Here is a 16,678-nt window from a genome sequence, read left to right as displayed (position 1 = left end):
CGTGCCGTCTGACGCCATCTGGGCCTGGAGCATCATCGTCGCCGCGACCGCAGGCGTCATCATCCGGCCTTTTCGCCTGCCCGAGGCGATCTGGGCCGTGATCGGCGCCGGCGCCCTGGTGCTGCTCGGCCTCCTGCCGTGGCAGGACGCGCTCACGGGCATCGAGAAAGGCGTCGACGTCTATCTCTTCCTGATCGGCATGATGCTGATCGCCGAGCTTGCCCGGCTCGAAGGCCTGTTCGACTATCTCGCAGCGCTCGCCGTCGAATATGCAGCCGGCTCGCCGCAGCGGCTGTTTCTGCTGATCTATCTCGTCGGCACGGTCGTCACCGTGCTGCTCTCCAACGACGCCACCGCGATCGTGCTGACACCCGCCGTCTACGCCGCGACGCGCGCGGCCGGCGCCAAGCCGCTGCCCTATCTCTTCGTCTGCGCCTTCATCGCGAACGCCGCAAGCTTCGTGCTGCCGATATCGAACCCCGCCAATCTCGTGGTGTTCGGCTCGCGCATGCCGCATCTGACCGAATGGCTGCGTCAGTTCGCCCTGCCCTCGCTCGCCTCGATCGTGCTGACCTTTGTCGTACTGCGCATCACCCAGCATCGCGCGCTGAAACAGGAGATCATCGAGCGCCGCGTGCCGCACAAGGTGCTCAGCCGTGGCGGCAAGCTGACCGCGATCGGCATTGCTGCGATCGGCGTGGTGCTGATCACGGCCTCCGCGCTCGACAAGCAGCTTGGCCTGCCGACCTTCATCTGCGGCGCCGTGACGACCGGCCTCGTCCTGCTGCTCAGCCGTCAGTCGCCCATGCCGGTACTGAAGCACGTGTCCTGGAGCGTGCTGCCGCTGGTCGGCGGGCTTTTTGTGATGGTGGAAGCACTGGTGAAGACTGGCGTGATCGGCCATCTCAGCGCACTTCTGCACGAGGCCGTCGCGCAGTCCGTACCCGGGGCCGGCTGGAGCGTTGGGATCGCCACCGCCATCGCCACCAATATTGCCAATAACCTGCCGGTCGGCCTCGTCGCCGGGTCGATCGTGGCCGCCGATCACCTGCCCACCTCGGTCGTCAGCGCCATCCTGATCGGCGTCGACCTGGGACCGAATTTCTCGATCACCGGTTCGCTCGCGACCATCCTGTGGCTGGTTGCGCTTCGCCGCGAAAAAATCGAGGTCGGCGCCTGGCCGTTCCTCAAGCTGGGCCTGCTGGTGACGCCCCCCGCCTTGATCGCAGCGCTTGCGGCTGCGATCTGGTAATCGCGCGCAATTTGCGGCGCATCAATGTCGCCGCCAAAGCCGGACCTATGCTTCTTCGCGTCGCGCAGTCTCATACGGCGCGGCACGGAGGTCCATCATGCAGATTCAGTCAAAGGCATTGCCGCAGAGTTTTTCCCTGCGTCGGTCGTTTCGGAGCTTCACCGCGCCGGAACAAGGAGGCGGGACATTCCACCCCCTGCTCGTCGTCTCGGTCGTGGTGCTGCTGACCCTGTTCGCGATCGTGGAGATCGACCTCCACAGCGCCCAGCTTCAGGCGATCGGCCTGCTCGGCCATGGGTCCGGGATCAATCCCGTCTTCCTGAGCCCGTAGCGGGAAAAGCCCGATCGCGGCCACAAGGCCGCGACCGGGCAACGCGTTAGTCGTTCTCGTAGCCGTAGACTTCCGGCAGGATGAAGATTGCGGCGAGCAATCCGATCAGCGGGAAGATCGCGACCATCAGCGTGGCATTCGCCTGGCCGATCGCGGCGAACACCGTCGGGAACAGGAAGATCGCCAGGAACGACGGCAACTTCACGAACATGTAGGCGAAGCCGCTGGCCGTGCCGCGATACTTGGGCTTCGCAACCATGGTCGGGATCGTCATGCAGTTCGACGCGTCCCAATAATGGCCCCACAACATGGCGGCCGCTGCGAACGGCAGCAGGATCTTGTTGTCGGTGTAGAGCGCGAAGGCAGCGACCAGCAGCGAAGCCAGCACGATGCTGAAGCCGGCGATCGAGATGCCGCGGTGGCCGATCTTCGGCGTCAGCAGCGGACCGACCCAGCCGGACAGGGCCGCGAAGGAGAAGAGCGCCATCGTCACCAGGTTGATGCCGAGCACGCTCGACACGCCGACCATCACGAACAGCACCGGCAGATAGAATGCGAAGGTCGAGAACTCGCTGCCTTGCGCGAAACAGGCGATCCAGCCGTAGATCGTGGCGCGCCAGCGGATCGGGTCCTTCCTGAGGTCGGCGATGAAGGCACGTGTGCTGACCTTCGGCACCTTCACGTCCTGGTCCGGCAACATGTCGAGATTGTCGTTGAACATCTCGCGCGCGACCTTCTTGGCCTCGCGGTAACGTCCCTTCTGCACCAGCCACACCGCCGTCTCCGGCACGTCGTGACGCATGATCAGGATGATCAGCGCCGGCACCGCGCCGAGACCGAGCGTCACGCGCCACAGCATCTCGTGCTGCATGTCGATCAGCAGGAAGATCACGATGACACCGATGGTGAGAACTTCACCGACGGCGAACATGAATTGCCAGCGATTGCCCATGACCTCGCGCTCACCCTTGGCCATGGATTCCATGATGTAGGTGTAGCCGGTCGAAATATCCGAGCCGAGCGGAATGCCGAGCAGGAAGCGGATCACGATGAGCCAGGTCACGTTCGGCACGAAGGCCTGCGCCAGCGCGAGCACGATGAACAGCACCATCGTCACCAGGAACATGACGCGGCGGCCGATCTTGTCGGAGAGCCAGCCGCCGAGCAGCGCGCCGATCAAGGCGCCGCCCTGCGTGCCGGCTGCAGCGAGACCGAGCATCAGCGGATCGGGATTGTACTGCTCCTTGATGAAGATCAGCACGAAGGCGATCGAATAGAGATCCCAGGCTTCGACCAGGATCGAGGCCATCATCAGCCAGCCGACCTTGTTGCCCTTGGGACTGTAGTTCGTGATGAGGTAGCGGACCGCGGCTTCGCTCGCGGTCGGTTGTGGCATGGCCATTGTCTGCATGTTTGGTCCTCTCTTCAAAACTCTCTACGCGCCGAGCAGCGGCTCGATACTGCAATCGAGCAGGCGCGGATCGATCCCCGCCTCCATGCCCGTGAACATGTGGTCCATGTAGTCGATCAACGCATCGCTCGCCTTCACGGCGTCCTCGACATGGCGGCCGGCGACCGCAACGAGAATGGCGAGGTGGCGATCGATCGTGCCCGACAGTTCGGCCTGTCCCGGCATGAAGCGATGGTGGATGTAGCCGATGCGGCGGTACAGCGTGTGCAACGGCCGCAGCGTGTGCACCAGGAAGGGCTCGCCGGCGGCTTCCAGCACCAGCGCGTCGATGCGGCGATCGATGCTGTTGAATTCGTCGAGGGTCAGGGTGGCGCGGCGTTCGCGCAGCAGACGCTCGATGTGCAGCGCCTGATTGCGATGCGACAGGCTGGCGCGATCGGCCGCGAGCCGCACGACAAAGCGCTCCATGTCGCGGCGCAAGGCCAGCAGCATCCGCTCGCGCGCAAGATCGATCGGCGCGATGTGCAGGCCGTGGCGCGGACGGATGATGATGAGCGTGTCGGCGGAGAGACGATTGACGGCGTGATGCACTGGTGTGCGCCCGAACCCGGTGATGTGCTGCAATTCCAGCATCGTCATGAATTGTCCGGGCTTAAGCTCGCAGTGGACGAGCAGCTCTTCGATCCTCTGGTAAGCCAGCTCGAAGAAGTTGAGCCGGTTGCGCCGGGAGGGCTTGCCCTCGCCGTCGTCCTCGTTTCTCACCACCTCGAGCGCGCGCTTGCGCCGTGCCATGTCGTCCTCCTGTCAACCGCGCTCTCATTGCTGGGTGGCGCCTTAGTTGTGGGACCCTTAAAACATGTTGTGATATATTACAAGCAGGCGTAAGACGTTCGCGCGACCTGCAACATGTTGCAGTGCGAAATGAGACGTCAGGCGCGAGGCGTCTGTGATGGGAGGATTGTTGCCGTGAAGATCACGTCAATCGAGACGCTGCGCACCGAGGAATTTTCCAACGTCATCTGGGTGCGCGTTCACACCGACACGGGCATGATCGGTCTCGGCGAAACCTTCTATGGCGCGGGCGCGGTCGAAGCGCAGATCCACGACACCTTTGCCGGCCGCCTGCTCGGCCGCAATCCGCTGCACATCGAGGCGATCCACCGCGACATGCTGAACCTGCCGATGGCGCAATCCTCGACCGGCGTCGAATACCGCGCGGCGTCCGCAATCGACATCGCGCTATGGGATTTGTTCGGCAAGGTCTGCAATCAGCCTGTGCACCAGATGCTCGGCGGCCTCTGCCGCGACAAGCAGCGCATCTACAACACCTGCGCCGGCACTCAATATGTCCGCTCCACCAATATCAGCCCCGTCGCCAACTGGAATCTCGGCGCCTCCAAAGGCCCCTACGAAGACCTCGACGGCTTCATGCACCACGCCGACGCGCTGGCCGAAAGCCTGCTGGAGAGCGGCATCTCCGCGATGAAGATCTGGCCGTTCGACCCGGCGGCACAGGAGAACAAGGGGCTCTACATCACCGCAGCCCAGATGAAGCGGGCGATCGAACCGTTCGAGAAGATCCGCAAGGCCGTCGGCGACAAGATGGAGATCATGGTCGAGCTCCACTCGCTCTGGAACCTGCCGACCGCCAAGCAGATCGCGCGCGCGCTCGAGCCCTACAAGCCGACCTGGTACGAAGACCCGATCCGGATGAACTCGCCGCAGGCGCTGGCCGAATATGCCCGCTCGACCGACGTCTGGGTCTGCGCCAGCGAGACGCTGGGCTCGCGCTTTCCCTACAAGGACATGCTCGACCGCGACGCCATGCATGTGGTGATGGCGGATCTGTGCTGGACCGGTGGCTTGACCGAAGGCCGCAAGATCGCGGCGATGGCCGAGACCTATCACCGCCCGTTTGCGCCGCATGACTGCATCGGCCCGATCGGCTTCATCGCCGCCATCCACATGTCGTTCAGCCAGCCCAACACGCTGATCCAGGAATCGGTACGCGCCTTCTACAGGGGCTGGTACAATGAGCTCGTCACCACGATGCCGACGATCAAGGACGGCTTTGTCTATCCGATGGAAGGACCCGGCCTCGGCGTCGACCTTCTGCCCGCCGTATTCGACCGCTCCGATCTGACCGTGCGTCGCTCCAACGTCTGAGGATTTCTTGAGATGAGCACCGCCCTCTTCGACCTTTCCGGTCGCACCGCGCTCGTGACCGGCTCCTCCCGCGGGCTCGGCCGCGCCATTGCCGAGGGCATGGCCAAGGCCGGCGCCAAGATCATCATCAACGGCGTCGACCCCAAGCGCGTCGAGCAGGCCGTCGCCGAGTTTCGCGCCGCCGGTCATCAGGCCGAGGGCGCCGCGTTCAACGTCACCGATGAGCCCGCGATCGTCGCGGCCTTCGAGCGCTTCGACCGCGAAGGGCTCGCGGTCGACATTCTCGTGAACAATGCCGGCATCCAGCACCGCAAGCCGCTGGTCGAGTTCACCACCGACGAATGGCGCAAGGTGATCGAGACTGACCTCACCAGCGCCTTCGTGATCGGCCGCGAGGCCGGCAAGCGCATGATCCCGCGCAAGCACGGCAAGATCATCAATATCGGCTCGCTCGGCAGCGAGCTCGCGCGTCCCACCATCGCGCCCTACACCGCGGCCAAGGGCGGCATCAAGAACCTGACCCGCTCGATGGCGGTGGAATGGGCCCAGCACGGCATCCAGGCCAATGCGATCGGCCCCGGCTACATGCTGACCGACATGAACGAGGCGCTGGTCAACAACACCGACTTCAACAACTGGCTGATGGGCCGCATCCCCTCCAAGCGCTGGGGCAGGCCGGACGAGCTGGTGGGCGCGGCGATCTTCCTGGCGTCGGACGCTTCGACCTACGTCAACGGACAGATCATCTATGTCGATGGCGGCATGATCGCCGCGATGTAATCGCGAAAGCCAAGGGAACGAGACCATGCGCGCCGTCGTCATCCACGCCCCGAAAGACCTGCGGATCGACAGCTATCCCGATCCAGCCCCCGCCCCGGGCGAAGTCCGCGTCAAGATTGCGAACGGCGGCATCTGCGGCTCCGATCTGCACTACTATCATCACGGCGGTTTCGGCGTCGTGCGCATCCAGCAGCCGATGGCGCTGGGCCATGAGATCGCGGGCGTGGTCGCTGCCGTCGGTGACGGCGTCACCAATGTGAAGCCGGGCGCGCGCGTCGCCGTCAATCCGAGCAGACCGTGCGGCCAGTGCCTGCATTGCCAGGAAGGCATGCGCAACCAGTGCCTCGACATGCGCTTCCTCGGCAGCGCGATGCGTTTTCCCCATGTCCAAGGCGGTTTCCGTGAATTCATCACGGTCGATGCCGCGCAGGCGGTGCCGATCGCGGACAAGCTGACACTGGCGGAAGCTGCGGTGGCCGAGCCGCTCGCGGTGTGCCTGCATGCCGGCAAGCAGGCCGGCCCCCTCCTCGGCAAGCGCGTGCTGATCACGGGTTGCGGGCCGATCGGTGCGCTGATGATCCTGGTCTCGCGCTTCGGCGGCGCGTCCGAGATCGTAGTGACCGATGTCGCCGACGCACCGCTCGCGGTCGCAAGAAAGCTCGGCGCCACCCACGTCATCAATGTCGCGACCGATGCCGCAGCGCTCGATCCCTGGCGCGCCGGCAAGGGCGTGTTCGACACCCTGTTCGAGGCCTCCGGCAACCAGGCCGCGCTTCGCACCGCGCTCGACGTGCTCAGGCCCGGCGCGACGCTGGTGCAGCTCGGTCTCGGCGGCGAGATGACGCTGCCGATCAACTCCATCGTCGCCAAGGAATTGCAGCTCCGCGGCACCTTCCGCTTCGACCCCGAATTCGAGCTCGCGGTGCGGCTGATGGGCGAAGGGCTGATCGACGTGAAACCGCTGATCACGGCCACCATGCCGTTCGAGAACGCGGTCGCCGCGTTCGAACTCGCCAGCGACCGCTCGCAATCGATGAAGGTGCAGCTGACGTTCTAGGGCGAGTATCGCGGTTACTGGCTCCCGATCAGCTTATCGCTGACCAGCCGGACCGCGCCCCGTTTCCACGAATAGTCCGCGCCCATGCGCAGGCCGCTGTCGCCACGCGACAGCACCGCGCCGGTTCTGGCATCGCGCACCTGGAAGCCGAGCGTGTATTCGGTGCGGCTGACCCGCCGCACCACGCCGATCAGCGACTGATCCGCGCCGAGCTTTTGCGCGATCGCCGCCTCGCAGCCGTCGCAATCCCGCAAGGCGCGCGCCTTGACCGCCTCGCCGCCGGCATCAACGATGCGGTAACGGCCGGATTGGCCCAGCGCCTCGCGCACGCTGCCGGTAACCTCGGCCAGATATGACGCATCCGACGTGGCTGAAGTGCCAGTCGAGGCGGCGGTCGTGTCCTCCAGCTCGAAATCGAACACGGCCAACGCGACCGGCGCGGGCGTGGCGAGCGCGGCCATGACCTCGCGAGACACGAAAATCTCGGCGCGCTCCCATGATTCATCATTGTCGCCGCGGAAGGTGTAGAGCTTGTCCATCACGAGCTTTTTGGCGCCGACGTCGATGACGGCGACCTTGGCCCATTGCACCAGCGTGCTGGTCTTCTGGATGCCGCCGATGACCTTGAATGCCGCGCCGTCCTGGGCAGACGGCACCGGCCGGTAGCGGCCGTCCGCACTGATATCCCGCCTGAGCGCGGCCATGAACGCCGACAGCCGCCGCTCGTGGGCGGCGGTCTGGTTGGCCGGCTCGGCCGACGTATCGGTGTAGCTGAAATCGTCCATGGCAACGCCGATGGCATCCTCGGCGCCGGCAGGCGAAGAGGCCGCCGGGAGGACGAAGAGGAGGAAAGCAGAGAGGATCAAGCTGATACGACGCATGCGGGCCTCGTGTGATGGAGCGGCGGCGCAATCTGGACGGCAGCCTCAGGTCATGCAGCTGCGCTGGTCCCGACCAAGGCCGGGAAAATTTCACGACGTTGCACCGCGGTAAGCGCGGCGCTTTCCGCCGCCTGCGTTCTGCCGTTTAATGCCGGGGCGACAATTCCGTTCGCGCCAGGTGCCCGCCGATGTGGAACCGCCCGAGGTTCGATCTCAAGGTCCGTCTGACGTTGCGCGTGGCCGCCATATCGGCCGCGTGCTTCGCCGCGATCTCCGCCTATTTCCTCATCACCGCCGACCGCGCGGCCCATGCGCGCCTCGACGACATCGCCGCCATCGTGGCCAAGACGCTGGAGCTGCAACAGGGCAAGATCCAGTGGGTGGCTAGCCCGCGCTCGGACTTTCCCAACCTCGACCCCGTTTCGGCCTATGTGATGACGCCCGGCCTGTGCCTGGCGTTCCGCGGCGTGAGCGGCGACATCATCCAGCGATTCTGCAGTGGCGCGCCGATCCCGGCGAACCCGCCGCCGCAAGTCTTCGTGGCTTTCTATCGCAGCCTGTTCGACCCCGGCCGCGAGGCGGCACGGCCCGTGATCGTGCGCGGAACGAAGCTCGGCGAGACCGTGGTCTCGGTCGACCCGGCCGTGCAGACCGCCGACGCCTGGCACGAGGCCGGCCGCCTGATGCTCGCACTTGCAATCGCACTGCCGCTATTGTGCGTCCTGGTCTACGCCGCACTGGCGCGTGCGCTGCGCCCCACCCGCATGATTCGCTCCGGCCTCGAACGGATCGCAGCCAATGACCTGTCGACGCGGCTGCCGCCGTTCGATCTCGCCGAACTGTCGGCGATCCGCGACGTCTTCAACCATCTCGCCGAAAGCCTCGACACCGCGCTGGCCGAGCGCAGCGAATTGACGCGGAAACTGATCGCACTCCAGGACGAGGAGCGCCGCCATCTCGCGCGCGAGCTGCATGACGAGTTCGGCCAGTCGCTGGCCGCCATCCGCGCGCTCGCCTCCTCTGCCCGCCAGACCGCCGTACAGGACTGCCCCTCCCTGCTTGGCGAGTGCGACGGCATCGCGCGGACCGCAACCGGCATGATGGAGACGCTGCGCGGCGCGCTGTTCCGGCTGCGCCCGCCTGATGTCGAGGAGCTCGGGCTCGTGGCGAGCCTCGAAGGCCTGGTCGCGGGCTGGAACGGGCGTAGCCGCGGCCAGACACGGTTTTCGATCCGGTTCGACGGTGCGTTCGCGACCCTGCCCCCCACGATCAGCGCGAGCCTGTACCGTATCGTGCAGGAGGCACTCACCAATGCCGCCAAGCATGCCGGCGCCACGCGGGTAAGCCTGGAGCTTGCGATGCGTGCCGACGAGATCGCACTTGCGATCGACGACGACGGACGGTCGAACGATCCCGTCGCAAAATCCGGAATGGGCCTGCTCGGCATGCGCGAGCGCGTCGCGGCCTTGCGCGGCCAGTTGAGCTTCGAGGCCGCGCCGAACGGCGGCTCGGCGCTGCGCGTGGTCATTCCGCTTGCAGGCCTCGATCGGCAGCCACTGGAGCGCGCGGCATGAGTGCGGCCGATGCGACCATTCTACTGGTCGACGACCATTCCGTCGTCCGCGAGGGCTATCGCTCCGTGCTCCAGAAGCAGCCGGGGCTTCGCGTCGTCGCCGAAGCCGCCGATGGCGCCGAGGCCTACCGTCTCTTCAAATCCGAGGCGCCCGACCTCGTCATCATGGATCTCAGCATGCCCGGCATCGGCGGCATCGAGGCCGTCAGGCGCATCAGGCAATGGGACAAGGCGGCACGGATCCTCGTTTTCACCATGCACGAGAATGCCGGCTTCGCCGTGCAGGCGATCCGCGCCGGCGCGCGGGGCTATGTCACCAAGACCAGCCCGCCCGAGACGCTGGTGCGCGCCGTGATGGACGTGCTCGCCGGCAAGATCGCCATCAGCCCCGACATCGACCACGAGCTCGCGCTCAGCCGTATCAGCGGCGAGAGCTCGGCCGCCGACGTCCTCACGCCGCGCGAGTTCGAGGTGCTGCGGCTGCTGCTCGCCGAGAACACGACGGAGGAGATCGCCGAGACGCTCCACGTCAGCCCGAAGACGGTGGCGAACCTGCACTCGCTGATCAAGGACAAGCTCGGCGTCGGCTCCGACATCGAGCTGGTCCGGCTGGCGCTGCGGCAAGGCCTGCTGACGCAGGCCGATCTCGGCGAAGCCCGGTCGCTCAGGCCAGATAACGCGTGAGATAGCCTTCCATCGCGTAGAGGGCGCAGAGCGCGAGGCTCGACCACACCGCAGCGGTGAAATACAGGAACATCCAGGTCAGCTCGCCCTTCCAGTGCGCGATGTCGTGGGTCACCACCCAGCGCGTCGCGACGTCATGCAGACCTTCGAGGAAGCCGAGGAGCTTGTTGCCCTCTTGATGCCCTGCCCGCCAGCGGCTGAGATACATCGGCACGTCGACGGTGACGAGGAAGGCGAGGAAGCAGGCGATGCCGATGATGCCGGCGCTCAGCGCCCAGCGCACCGGTCCCTGGAATTCCGGCATGAGGCGGCACAGCGCGATGCCGGCGAGGAAAAACGTCACCGCCCACAGCGAGTTCTCGATCGCGTTGTAGAGGAAGTTCGTGGTGACGACCGCGTACCAGGAGAAGCACTCCGCGACGATGATGATGGGCACGATCACCAGCGCGATGTTCACCGCGGTCTCCGCGCCCGTCATGTGACCCAGCTGATGCAGGATGATCGCCCATTGCGCGACGAAGCACAGTTCGGCCACGGTCGCGACGGTGCGGCCGACGAAGACGCTGGAGAGCCAGGTGTCGAACAGGCAGATGCGCTGCACGTCGGCGCGCGGCAGGAACGATCGGAACGCGCAGCCGAACACATAGCCGGCGCAGAGCAGGAACATCAGCCCGATATCCGAACCGCCACCAGCACTGCCGGCAACCGTCGGATAGAACTCGCGGTACAGCATGAACCAGACGAGGATGTTGGCCGCACTGACAAGCGTCAGGGAGCCCCACCACCACGCGAGGGGATTTGACCGCGCCTGCCACTGCAACATGAATCGCTCCGCCGTAACCGATATGACATTTAGTGGTAGCAATTCTGTCATAAATCGGCGGCACGACGCGACAAAAATCTACGTTATGGCGCTGTCATAATTGAGCTGCGCGCTGTCATATTCGCGAAGGCGACTGCTCTCCCCATGCGTTTCCGAGCTTATTCCGGGGCGCCTCTTCGAGGCCCCCGGAATAACGCTGGGGATTCTATTTCTTCATCCCACCAACATACGCCGCGAGCTTGTCCAGCGTCTGGTAGCCGTATTCGACGGCACCGAAGCCGATCATGCCGTCGCGCTGCTCGGTGCTCGAGGCCAGTTGCCGCATCATCAGCACGGTCTTGCCGTTGCTCTGCTCGGCAAAGGTGAGGGTGAAGCGGAACATGCCGGGATCATCGTCCTGGTCGACGCCGTGATCCATCTCCATCAGCGACGGCCGCTCGATGCGGCGGAAGCGCATGCGGTTCGGATAGACGGTGCCGTCAGGACCGATCATGTTGAAGCGCCAGACGCCGCCGACGCGCACGTCGATCTCGAAGGTCTCGATCTTGAAGCCCTTCGGCCCGAACCATTGCGGGAGATGTTTTGGATCGGACCACGCCTCGAACACCAGATCGCGCGGCGCGTCGATCACGCGCGACATCACGATCTCGCGGTCGATCGACCATTGCGACAGAGCGGGATTGGCAGAATTCGTCATCACTCAGAACCTTTCCGTTTGGTTGTGCGGGACGGTCGCTTGGCGGCCGCCCTCTCCTTCTCTTTCTTCAGTTGCATGACGTAAGCCTCGAACCGGTCGAGCCGCGCCTCCCAGATCGCACGCTGCTGCTGGAACCAGTCCTCCGCGCCGACGAGCGCGTCCGGGCTGAGACGGCAGGTGCGCACGCGGCCGGATTTCTCCGACTGAACGAGCCCGCTCGTCTCCAGGACATGGATGTGTTTCATGAAGCTCGGCAGCGCCATCTCGAACGGATCGGCGAGCTCGCCGACCGACGCCTCGCCGGCACAGAGCCGCATCACAATCGCCCGCCTTGTGGGATCGGCAAGGGCTGCGAAGATCTGGTCGAGCTGGGATAATTGGTTAGCCATGAAGCTAACTATAGGCCCACCACCGCCCTGCGTCAATAATTGTTAGCTCACAAGCTAAGTAATTTTCCGCAAGGCCCCCACCGACGGAACCCACAACGCGCAATCGTGAATTGGGACACGCAGCCCTCGCCGTTAGAAGAGAGAGAGGGGGCGCATCGCATCATGCGTCAGAGCCGTGCCGTCTGTTGTCACCTCATCACACCTCACCCGGCGGGCCCTCGCGCGGGCTGCGCTGGTTCCCCTCGCGTTGGCCTGGCCGCGCCGCGCATCCGCGGATTCCGACATGATCGCGCAGATGCGCGACATCGTCGCCAACGAGCTGGCGCCGACCGCGACGCCGGACCAGCCGGGCGGCCTCGCCGCCGCGCTCTATGCCGGCCGCCATGTCGAGTTCTTCAACTACGGCTTCGCCGACGACGGCACGCGACGACCGGTCACACCGGACACGCTGTTCAACCTTGGTTCGCTGCGCAAACCGTTCGAGGCGACGCTGGTGGCGCTGGGCTCGCTCCGGAGTGAATTGCGGCTCGACGACCGCCTGCCGAAATATCTGCCCGAGCTCACCGGAGACTATGTCCGCCGCGTCACCGTCGGCCAGCTCGCCACGCACACGTCGGGCATGCTGCTGTCGACCGACCATCCACCCTGGCCGAACGACTCGTTCTCGCGGGCGCAGTTCATCGACATGTTCAATGCCTGGGAGCCGCAGGCCGGCGAAGCGCCCGGCAAGCAGCGCATCTACAGCCATGCCTGTTACGTGCTGCTTCAGCTCGTGCTCGAGCGCTGCTACGGCGCTCCGATCGCAACCCTGTTCGAAGAGCGCATCCTTGGGCCGATCGGCATGAATGCGACCTCTCTGCCGGATCGCGGCGAGGACAACCGCGCCGTCATGGACGCGGCGTGGATGCAGCGCGTCGTGCAAGGCTATTCGGATCAGGGCATGGCGATCGGCCCACCCGGCAACCAGCAGAGCTATTTCGACTTTCCCGGCGCCGGCCAGATGTTTTCGTCCGCGAGGGATCTCGCGACCTTCGTTGCGGCCTGCGTCGACGACCGCTCGGTCGAACCGCATTTGCGCGAGGCGCTGCGGATGACGCAGCGCGAGACCTTCCGCGTCGACGACAAATTCGGACAAGGCATGGCCTGGGAGACGGTCCACCTCCCCGACGCCACCATCGTCGACAAGCCCGGCGGCCTCAACAATGCCTCCGGCTATCTCGGCCTCGTCCCTATCAGGCAGATCGGCTTCGTCCTGCTCGCCAATCGCGGCGAATACCCGCACGAGATCGTTCGCTACAAGATCCTGCCCGCGCTGGCGAAGCTCGTCGCCTCGCACTGAACCGTCCCTCGCAACAGAAAGTCCCGGCAGAGCCGGGGCTTTCCGCGCCAGATCAGGAACGGGATGCTCAGTACCTGGCGACGACCGGTCCGCCGAACTTGTAGTTCACGCCGACGCGCACAATGTTCGACTTGAGATCGACCGAGTGGGTATAAACGTTGCTCGGATATTGCGTTACGCCGCCGACCAGATTGGTACTGGTCGCGCTGGCGCGGCCGAGATCGACGTAGAGATATTCGGCCTTGAGCGACCAGCCGCCGCCGAAGGCATATTCGGTGCCGACGCCCGCGGTCCAGCCGAGGCGCGTGTCGCGGATCGCGGCCGACTCGGTCGCGGCTGAGAACGTGTCGGTGAAATTGAAATTGCCCTTCACCTCGGAGATCGCCGCGCCGCCCGTCGCGTACAGCAGCCAGGTCGGAGCCGCGAGGAAGCCGATGCGACCGCGGATGGTGGCGAGCCAATCGGCCGAGACCTGCGACGACACGGTAAAGCCTGTCGGCGCGCAGCAGGGATAGAGCGCAGAGCCCGTCGCGCTGCCCTTGAAACCGAAATAGTTGATGTCGCCTTCGAGGCCGAGCACGGCGTGGTTCACCTGCCAGTTATAGCCCGCGGTGAAGCCGCCGGTCACGCTGGAGCTGTTGACGCCTTGGGCGCCGACCGTGTTGATGGCGGGGACGCTGCTGGCGGCGAAATAGCCGGCCGGCGTCCAGATGGTCGAGGTGTTCAGATCGGCGTTGCCCCACTGCCCGCCGACATTGCCGCCGACGTAAAAGCCGGTCCAGTTGTAGGCCGGCGCCATCACCGGCGCCTTGGTGTATTGCGCCGCGAGGTCGGCCGCCTGCGCGGATGCGGTGCCGAGCACAATTGAAGCGACCGCCAGCAAAAACTTGTTCATTCCGAGTCTCCATGCCCCACGCGATCGACGCTCGCGTTTCAAATGCGCACCGGTGGGAGCCATCCGGCGCAGATTGGGGATAGGGAGTGGACCGCTCGCCGTCTCGGTCTGCGGCGCAGTTCGTATGGACTGTGACGTAGTCCGTGACTTATCGCGCAAGACCAGTGACGAGTGTGACCCGAACGCCACGCGTCGCCCCGCCGCAGCGGCGCACCGCGCAAGCCGCGCGTCGCGTTACGACAAGTGCACAAGAATGGCGGAGCGAAGCCGCGCGCCGACTCACACCGAGCGTGTCAGTCCGCCGTCGACGCGGATATTCTGGCCGGTGATGTAGGCGGCACCCTCGGACGCCAGGAACGACACCGTCGCCGCGACCTCCTCGACCTTGCCGTAACGCTTCATCGGCACGCTGTCGCGCCGCGCATCGGTCTGCGGCAGGCTGTCGATCCAGCCCGGCAGCACGTTGTTCATGCGGATGTTGTCGGCGGCATGAGTGTCGGTGAAGATCTTCGTGAAGGCGGCAAGGCCTGCGCGGAACACCGCAGAGGTCGGAAACATCGCGCTCGGCTCGAATGCCCAGGCGGTCGAGATGTTGATGATGGCGCCGCTCTTCTGCGCCTGCATCACCGGCGTCACCAGCCGGGTCGGCCGGATCACGTTGAGGAGATAGGTGTCGAGGCCGGTGTGCCACTGCTCGTCGGTGATCTCCGTGATCGCCGCGCGCGGCCCGTGGCCGGCGCTGTTGACGAGCACGTCGATGCGTCCCCATTTGGCCATCGCCCCGTCGACGAGCCGCTTCAGATCATCGTTCGACTTGTTGGAGCCGGTGACGCCGAGGCCGCCGAGCTCGACTGCCAGCGCCTCGCCCTTGCCGGAGGACGACAGGATCGCGACGCGAAAGCCGTCGGCCGCGAGCCGCCGCGCAGCCCCTGCCCCCATGCCGCTGCCGCCAGCCGTGACAAGTGCGACCTTCTCTGCTGCCATGACCGATCATCCCTGTGTTGAGGCGAGCCCCGGGCCCGGCCTATCATGAGGCCTTCTACCGCCGGACCTGCCGCCAGGTCCACCGCCGAAGGCATCCGTCATGAGCGATCTGCAGATCCGCAATTTTCGCCCCGAGGAGATCGCCATCGCCGTCGACTGGGCCGCGGCCGAGGGCTGGAATCCGGGCCTCGGCGACGCCGCCTGTTTCGCGATCCCGGACGCGAAAGGCTTCTTCGTCGGCGAGATCGACCGCGAGCCGGTCGCAACAATCTCCTGCGTCAATTACGATGATCGCTTCGCCTTCCTCGGCTTCTACATCGTGCGCTCAGGCTTTCGCGGCGCCGGCCACGGAATGCGCATCTGGAACGCGGCGATCGCGCATGCAGGCGCCCGCGTGATCGGGCTCGATGGCGTCGTCGCGCAGCAGGATAATTACAAGAAGTCCGGCTTCCAGTTGGCCTACGCCAATATCCGCTACGGCGGCATCGTCGCCGCGCCGCCGAATCCGCCCGCCGAAATCGTCGCGCTCGACAATGTCCCGTTCGCGCTCGTTGAAGCCGACGACGCGACCGTCTTCCCGGCCGCACGCAGCCCCTTCCTGCGCGCCTGGATCAACACATCAGGCCATCTCGGCGGCGCGCTGCTGCGCGGCGGCAAGCTCGCGGCATGGGGGGTGATCCGGCCCTGCCGGACCGGCCACAAGATCGGCCCGCTCGTCGCCGACGACCGCGGAGCGGCGGAAGCGATCGTGCAGGCGCTGCTGGCGAGCGCAGGCGGCGGCGAAGTCTTCCTCGACGTCCCCGCGATCAATCGCGAGGCCATCGCGCTCGCGGAATCGCTCGGGCTCAAGCCGGTGTTCGAGACGGCGCGGATGTACACAGGGCCGATCCCGCCGCTGCGGATCGACCGCGTCTTCGGCGTGACCAGTTTTGAGCTGGGCTAGCTGGGCGGACGACGCCGCTCAGTAGCAGCGCATGATGTTGACCGTGTGCTCGGCGCCGCCGCGGCCGGGCACCGTCACCTGCTCCGTCGGGCAGCTCGGCACATAGGGCCGGTCGGACGGCACCACATTCGGCGGGAAGCGATGGGTCCAGTCCCAGGGAACGTCGTACGTATAGGTGTAACGCACGTCGGTGGAGGCCGGCTGCCCGGCATCGACGAAAGGCTGGTTATAGCCTGCGTTGTCGTAGAACCCGCCGCCGCCCGGCCAATAGACCCAAGGCGTGTTGCGGCCGCGGAACCGGGCGCCAGGACCGATCTGCGGACGCGCGATCGCGCCGGAAGGCGCGGCGGCCATCCCGTGCGCGGCGGTGGCGGTGGCGCCGGGCCTGGCAAAACCGTCATTGGCAGAAAGGAGCAGCGCGGCTGCGCTGAGCGAGGCGAAGAGCGCCCCATATGATCTGGACATCATGATAC

General features: G+C 65.5%; 18 protein-coding genes. 9 read left to right on the top strand and 9 right to left on the bottom strand.

What is annotated here, in order from left to right; genetic code table 11:
• The first annotated feature begins 1 nt into the window (after position 1).
• Positions 2-1,252 carry an arsenic transporter gene (locus tag AB7Z56_RS18295; RefSeq protein WP_354113683.1) on the top strand — a complete coding sequence of 417 codons (1,251 nt, stop codon included), beginning with the start codon at positions 2-4 and terminating at the stop codon, positions 1,250-1,252.
• Between the two features lie 97 nt (positions 1,253-1,349).
• Entirely contained in the window at positions 1,350-1,583 is a 234-nt protein-coding gene (locus AB7Z56_RS18290) for a hypothetical protein (protein WP_071912960.1), read from the top strand.
• 46 nt (positions 1,584-1,629) lie between these two features.
• On the opposite strand, the gene AB7Z56_RS18285 is transcribed toward AB7Z56_RS18290, so the two are convergent.
• On the bottom strand, positions 1,630-2,994 hold the full coding sequence (locus tag AB7Z56_RS18285) for an MFS transporter (protein WP_071912958.1): 1,365 nt from the start codon (positions 2,992-2,994) through the stop codon (positions 1,630-1,632).
• A 24-nt stretch (positions 2,995-3,018) separates the two neighbouring features.
• Positions 3,019-3,786, bottom strand: coding sequence for a GntR family transcriptional regulator (locus tag AB7Z56_RS18280; RefSeq protein ID WP_283016806.1), 768 nt, complete (start codon positions 3,784-3,786; stop codon positions 3,019-3,021).
• Between the two features lie 174 nt (positions 3,787-3,960).
• On the opposite strand from AB7Z56_RS18280, the gene AB7Z56_RS18275 reads away from it, so the two are divergent.
• From AB7Z56_RS18275 to AB7Z56_RS18265, 3 genes are read left to right on the top strand one after another with little or no spacing between them, the layout of a single operon-like run.
• Positions 3,961-5,160 carry a mandelate racemase/muconate lactonizing enzyme family protein gene (locus AB7Z56_RS18275; RefSeq protein WP_167768060.1) on the top strand — a complete coding sequence of 400 codons (1,200 nt, stop codon included), beginning with the start codon at positions 3,961-3,963 and terminating at the stop codon, positions 5,158-5,160.
• A 12-nt stretch (positions 5,161-5,172) separates the two neighbouring features.
• Positions 5,173-5,940 (top strand): SDR family oxidoreductase, encoded by a 768-nt coding sequence (locus AB7Z56_RS18270; RefSeq protein WP_063982668.1) that lies wholly within the window; start codon positions 5,173-5,175, stop codon positions 5,938-5,940.
• A 25-nt stretch (positions 5,941-5,965) separates the two neighbouring features.
• Positions 5,966-6,997: an L-idonate 5-dehydrogenase gene (locus tag AB7Z56_RS18265; protein WP_283016807.1), complete on the top strand. Its 1,032-nt coding sequence runs from the start codon at positions 5,966-5,968 to the stop codon at positions 6,995-6,997.
• Between the two features lie 14 nt (positions 6,998-7,011).
• Here AB7Z56_RS18265 and AB7Z56_RS18260 read toward each other — a convergent pair whose 3' ends face one another.
• Positions 7,012-7,878: a DUF3280 domain-containing protein gene (locus AB7Z56_RS18260; protein ID WP_354124202.1), complete on the bottom strand. Its 867-nt coding sequence runs from the start codon at positions 7,876-7,878 to the stop codon at positions 7,012-7,014.
• Between the two features lie 188 nt (positions 7,879-8,066).
• Here AB7Z56_RS18260 and AB7Z56_RS18255 point away from each other — a divergent pair, with 188 nt between their 5' ends.
• Both AB7Z56_RS18255 and AB7Z56_RS18250 read left to right on the top strand, forming a co-directional pair.
• The gene (locus AB7Z56_RS18255) at positions 8,067-9,452 is read left to right on the top strand and encodes a HAMP domain-containing sensor histidine kinase (protein ID WP_354124201.1); all 1,386 of its coding nucleotides are present in this window, start codon (positions 8,067-8,069) and stop codon (positions 9,450-9,452) included.
• A complete protein-coding gene (locus AB7Z56_RS18250) occupies positions 9,449-10,135 on the top strand; it encodes a response regulator (RefSeq protein ID WP_063982664.1) in 687 nt (228 codons plus the stop codon). The genes AB7Z56_RS18255 and AB7Z56_RS18250 overlap by 4 nt, the downstream gene beginning before the upstream one ends.
• On the opposite strand, the gene AB7Z56_RS18245 is transcribed toward AB7Z56_RS18250, so the two are convergent.
• The 3 genes from AB7Z56_RS18245 to AB7Z56_RS18235 all read right to left on the bottom strand — a co-directional run bounded on the left by AB7Z56_RS18245 (position 10,116) and on the right by AB7Z56_RS18235 (position 12,044).
• On the bottom strand, positions 10,116-10,958 hold the full coding sequence (locus AB7Z56_RS18245) for a hypothetical protein (RefSeq protein ID WP_354124200.1): 843 nt from the start codon (positions 10,956-10,958) through the stop codon (positions 10,116-10,118). The two genes, AB7Z56_RS18250 and AB7Z56_RS18245, sit on opposite strands and share 20 nt — an antisense overlap.
• A 205-nt stretch (positions 10,959-11,163) precedes the next feature.
• On the bottom strand, positions 11,164-11,655 hold the full coding sequence (locus tag AB7Z56_RS18240) for an SRPBCC family protein (RefSeq protein ID WP_071912944.1): 492 nt from the start codon (positions 11,653-11,655) through the stop codon (positions 11,164-11,166).
• Positions 11,655-12,044 carry an ArsR/SmtB family transcription factor gene (locus AB7Z56_RS18235; protein ID WP_166097165.1) on the bottom strand — a complete coding sequence of 130 codons (390 nt, stop codon included), beginning with the start codon at positions 12,042-12,044 and terminating at the stop codon, positions 11,655-11,657. The genes AB7Z56_RS18240 and AB7Z56_RS18235 overlap by 1 nt, the downstream gene beginning before the upstream one ends.
• Positions 12,045-12,327: 283 nt before the next feature.
• Between AB7Z56_RS18235 and AB7Z56_RS18230 the strand changes: the two genes are divergently transcribed.
• Positions 12,328-13,383 (top strand): serine hydrolase, encoded by a 1,056-nt coding sequence (locus tag AB7Z56_RS18230; RefSeq protein WP_354124198.1) that lies wholly within the window; start codon positions 12,328-12,330, stop codon positions 13,381-13,383.
• Positions 13,384-13,450: 67 nt separating this feature from the next.
• On the opposite strand, the gene AB7Z56_RS18225 is transcribed toward AB7Z56_RS18230, so the two are convergent.
• Together AB7Z56_RS18225 and AB7Z56_RS18220 are read right to left on the bottom strand one after the other, a co-directional pair.
• Positions 13,451-14,278, bottom strand: coding sequence for an outer membrane protein (locus AB7Z56_RS18225; RefSeq protein WP_208087391.1), 828 nt, complete (start codon positions 14,276-14,278; stop codon positions 13,451-13,453).
• Between the two features lie 279 nt (positions 14,279-14,557).
• On the bottom strand, positions 14,558-15,262 hold the full coding sequence (locus tag AB7Z56_RS18220; protein WP_441256387.1) for an SDR family oxidoreductase: 705 nt from the start codon (positions 15,260-15,262) through the stop codon (positions 14,558-14,560).
• Positions 15,263-15,362: 100 nt separating this feature from the next.
• Here AB7Z56_RS18220 and AB7Z56_RS18215 point away from each other — a divergent pair, with 100 nt between their 5' ends.
• A complete protein-coding gene (locus tag AB7Z56_RS18215) occupies positions 15,363-16,205 on the top strand; it encodes a GNAT family N-acetyltransferase (RefSeq protein WP_441256386.1) in 843 nt (280 codons plus the stop codon).
• Between the two features lie 18 nt (positions 16,206-16,223).
• Here AB7Z56_RS18215 and AB7Z56_RS18210 read toward each other — a convergent pair whose 3' ends face one another.
• Positions 16,224-16,673: a hypothetical protein gene (locus AB7Z56_RS18210; RefSeq protein WP_071912938.1), complete on the bottom strand. Its 450-nt coding sequence runs from the start codon at positions 16,671-16,673 to the stop codon at positions 16,224-16,226.
• Positions 16,674-16,678 lie beyond the last annotated feature (5 nt).

Origin of the sequence: Bradyrhizobium sp. 482_C4_N1_8 (assembly GCF_052075965.1) — a bacterium.
GTDB lineage: Bacteria > Pseudomonadota > Alphaproteobacteria > Rhizobiales > Xanthobacteraceae > Bradyrhizobium > Bradyrhizobium barranii.
Note: the sequence above shows the minus strand (reverse complement) of the source record. Positions and strands in the feature narration are given on the sequence as shown.